Genomic DNA, 3,634 nt, shown 5'->3' on the forward strand with positions numbered 1-3,634 from the left:
GCTGACGGCCATGCTGTCGGTCAAAGGTGGCGGGGCCGGAGCATTGCAAAAGGCGCTGGCTACGAAATCGCCGAAGTCATCATTGAACTCGCAGAGCGCGGGCAAGACGAAGACCGCCTCTGGAACGCAACGCCGCGGGAACTGATCGGACGCCTGCACTTCTCCAATAAGATCAGGAAGCGGCAATTTGCCGAAGCCCTGGCCGCCTCCGCAATGGGAGCGCGCGGCGATCCTAAGGATGTCAAGAAGATCCTTAAAGACGCCGAGCGCGACTGATCATTGCCCTGCCGGCTTGAAGAAATCGACGCCCTTCAACTGCGGCCCGTTGCCGACCAGCATCTTGCCGACCGTGCCTTCTGCAGCAACATCGCAGCGGTCGTCGGTGATGACGCTGGTGCAGTGCTCGAATAGGGGACGAAGGTCGTCACGATCCTTCCAGGGCGGCATCAGGGTAACGGTGCCGCCCGGTAGCTGAAGCACCATGAAGGCATCGCTGGCGGCGGCGACGCGACCCTTGGTGATGACGACATCGCGGCCGACCAGATCGGGCCACGCCACCATGAATTCAGTCGGGTCGATCATGACCTGTTCGCCGGCCGCGGCAGTGGTCACGGCAAGCGCAAGCAATAGTCCGGTATATTTCATCGGAAGCCCCTCCCGCTGAAATACAAGCACAGGTCAGGGTGAAGGGCAAATGGCGCGAATCCGGTATAGCTACAAGCGACAGGAATTCGCCGCCGCGATGGCGGCCATGAAAGATCCCGTCGCTTTTGCCGGCACCTCGGCCATTTCCGAAGCCGTCGACATCGTCAAGCGTGAAGGCAGGGCCGACATCGGCGCCGCTGGCTTCTCCAAAAAGTGGCAGAACGCGCTTCGGACCCAGGTCTATCCGAGCAAGCGCTATTCGATGGAGGCCAGCGCCTACATCTGGCACAAAATCGTCTACGCCGGCATCTTCGAAAAGGGCGGAGCGATTGGCGGCAAGCCAAGGCTTTGGCTGCCCTTGCCTACGGCACCAAAGCGTGCAGGCCGGTCGAAAATGACGCCCGCCCTCTACGTCAAGACGATCGGCCCGCTGGTCTCAATCGAGCGGCCGGGCAAACCTCCGCTGCTGGCCGGCCGCATCGCCACCAACCGCCGCGGCCAGGCGAACAAGAGCAAAGTCACGCTCTCCGCTCTCAAGCGCGGCGGTGCTGGGGCGCCCTCGACACTGGTTCCCCTCTTCATCGGCATCGAGCGCGTGAACATCCGCGACCGCTTCTCGATCCGCGAAATTACAGAACGCGCGGCAGCGCGCCTTGGTGAATTGTACCTGAAGCATCTGAAGGTCGATTGATGGCAAAAAACACCATCGTCCAGCGCATTGCCCTTGAAGGCGGCGATGCGATCAAGAACCAGCTGAAGGCGCTTGGCGACGCCGGCGAGCAGGCGTTTGCCCAAATCCAGGCCGCCGCGCTCAAGGCTGATCTCGCCCAGTTCGGCGCCAGCATCAAGAATTTCGGCAGCGACCTGGCCGTCGTCGGCCAGCGCCTTGCTCTTCTCGGTGCCGGCCTCGGCGCGGCCGCAGCAGGCGCTACGGCTGCTGTATTCGAACTCGCGAAATCCGGTGCCGAGGCCGCCGACCAGGCCGGCAAGGCTGCCGAAAAGACCGGTCTGCAGGTCGATGCCTATGGCCGGCTGTCCTTCGCTGCCAAGCAGGCCGATGTCGATCAGGATCAGTTCATTGCCGGCATGTCGCGCCTGAACAAGGCGATTTCGGAAGCGGCCAGCGAAGGGAACAAGGCGGCCGGCGCGCTCGGCGAGGCGCAAGCCAATATCGTCGAAGGCGCGGGCTTCACGACCCAGACGTTCAGCGATCTGGGCGTTACCGTCACACGCTTCGGCAGCACGGTGAAAAAGACTGCCAACCAGGTCAAGCAGAGCGGCAATGTCTTCAAGGACCTCGGGATCAAGGTCAAGGACGCGCAGGGCAATCTGCGCTCCACCGAGGACATCATCGGCGATCTGGCCGACACGTTTTCGAAGATGCCCGACGGCCCGCGCAAGAGCGCGCTGGCGATCGAACTGTTCGGCAAGGCCGGCGTCCAGCTTATCCCGTTCCTCAACCAAGGTAGGGAAGGCATCAAGCAGCTCGGCAAAGAGGCCGAACGCCTCGGCATCACCTTCACCAAGTCGCAGGCCGATATCGGCGATGCGCTCGGCGACACGCTGGACGAGGTTTCCGCCGCGACCAAAGGTATCCGCGACCAGCTCGGCCTAATCTTCGCGCCGGGCGTCACGGCCCTTGCCGCCGGCCTGCGTGATATCATCGTTCAGAACAAGGATGCTATCCTCGCCTTCGGCCGAGCGCTCAATCAGAAGATCCTGGAAGGTATCCGCGACCTGCTCTTTGCCCTGATCGGCAAAGATGACCGCGTGCGCAATCCTTGGATACTCATCTGGCGCGACGCGATCCTGCAGTTCGGCCGCGATGTTGCCGCTGTCGTCAACAATGTCGTGCTGCCGCTGTTCAAAGGGATCAGGGACGGCGCCCAGAAGGTCGCCGAAGCACTAAACGCCGTCTTCGGCACCAACATCACCGGCGGCGAACTGCTGATCGGCGCGGCGCTGCTGCAATTGCTCGGCGTCTTCCGGTTGATCGCGTCGGCGTCCGGTGTGGTGGTCAGCGCGTTGCGCCTGATCGGCGCTGTCGTCGCGACGATGTTCAGCGAAGGCGTCATTGCTTCCGCTACCGCCTTCTTTGGCGCCATCATCACCGGGGCCGGCGATTTCATCGGCCTGATCGGCGTGCTGGTCGGATGGCCGGCCCTCATCGTCGCGGCACTTGTTGGCGCCGCAGCGGCGATTTTCGTCTTCTGGGATGACATCGTCGCGGCGGCGAAGACGGCGCTGGCCGCGATCGAAGGCCTGTTCAGCGCCGAAAACCTCGCCGCGCTGTTCGAGGGTTTGGTGGCGGCCGGAAAGCAGGCGGGCGAAATCTTGGTGCAGGCGTTCAAGCTGGCCATCGAGGGCATCGGCACGGCGCTGCTGGGTGCCGGGGCATTTGTCGGAGCCTTCGTCCAGAGCGTTGTCCAGCAGGTTGCCGGCCTCGTCGCGCAGTTGACGCCGTCATGGGGCACGATTGCGGCCGGCGCCAATGCGATCTGGTCGCAGATTTCAGCCGCGGCGGCGACCGCCTTTGGCCTCATTGTCCAAAGCGCGCTCGCACTCGGCGGCCTTCTCGCCCCGGCCTGGACTGCAATCGTCAATGCTGGTTCGACCGTTTGGACGGCCATTTCCGGCGCCGCCACGACGGCGTTCAACACGATCGCAACCACCGCTTCGACTGTCTTCGATGCCGTTTCGACAGCGATCAGCACGCTCGCCAGCGGCCTTTCCAGCCTTTTCACCGATGCCGTCAGCACGGTCGTTCAGGCAGCGAAGGACATTGCTTCGGCAATCCAGACGGCAACGGAGGTGGCCGGCGATATCAAGGGCGCCGAAGCGCTCGCCGAGGCTCTTGTCCAACCGTTCCGTCAGGCGCAGGCCGCGATCCAGCAAATCATGGCCGGCATCGGCACCCTGGTGCAGAGCGGCTTCACTGCCCTGCTCGGTGTGGTGAACTCAGTTGCCGCGCAAGTTCAAAGCGCGATCT

General features: G+C 63.2%; 4 protein-coding genes. 3 read left to right on the plus strand and 1 reads right to left on the minus strand.

Annotation, left to right across the window (positions count from 1 at the left end; all coding sequences use genetic code 11):
- Positions 1-276: hypothetical protein (locus EOA28_RS39080; RefSeq protein ID WP_189342227.1), on the plus strand; the 276-nt coding region annotated here is incomplete at its 5' end.
- On the opposite strand, the gene EOA28_RS28725 is transcribed toward EOA28_RS39080, so the two are convergent.
- Positions 277-645, minus strand: a complete 369-nt coding sequence (locus EOA28_RS28725; RefSeq protein WP_128315530.1) for a hypothetical protein — start codon at positions 643-645, stop codon at positions 277-279.
- Between the two features lie 49 nt (positions 646-694).
- Between EOA28_RS28725 and EOA28_RS28730 the strand changes: the two genes are divergently transcribed.
- Both EOA28_RS28730 and EOA28_RS28735 read left to right on the plus strand, forming a co-directional pair.
- Positions 695-1,336 carry a DUF6441 family protein gene (locus EOA28_RS28730; RefSeq protein ID WP_128315531.1) on the plus strand — a complete coding sequence of 214 codons (642 nt, stop codon included), beginning with the start codon at positions 695-697 and terminating at the stop codon, positions 1,334-1,336.
- On the plus strand, positions 1,336-3,634 hold a 2,299-nt coding region (locus tag EOA28_RS28735; protein WP_210214967.1), incomplete at its 3' end, for a phage tail tape measure protein. The genes EOA28_RS28730 and EOA28_RS28735, both read left to right, overlap by 1 nt.

It is taken from the genome of Mesorhizobium sp. M2A.F.Ca.ET.067.02.1.1, assembly GCF_004023285.1.
Taxonomy (GTDB): domain Bacteria; phylum Pseudomonadota; class Alphaproteobacteria; order Rhizobiales; family Rhizobiaceae; genus Mesorhizobium.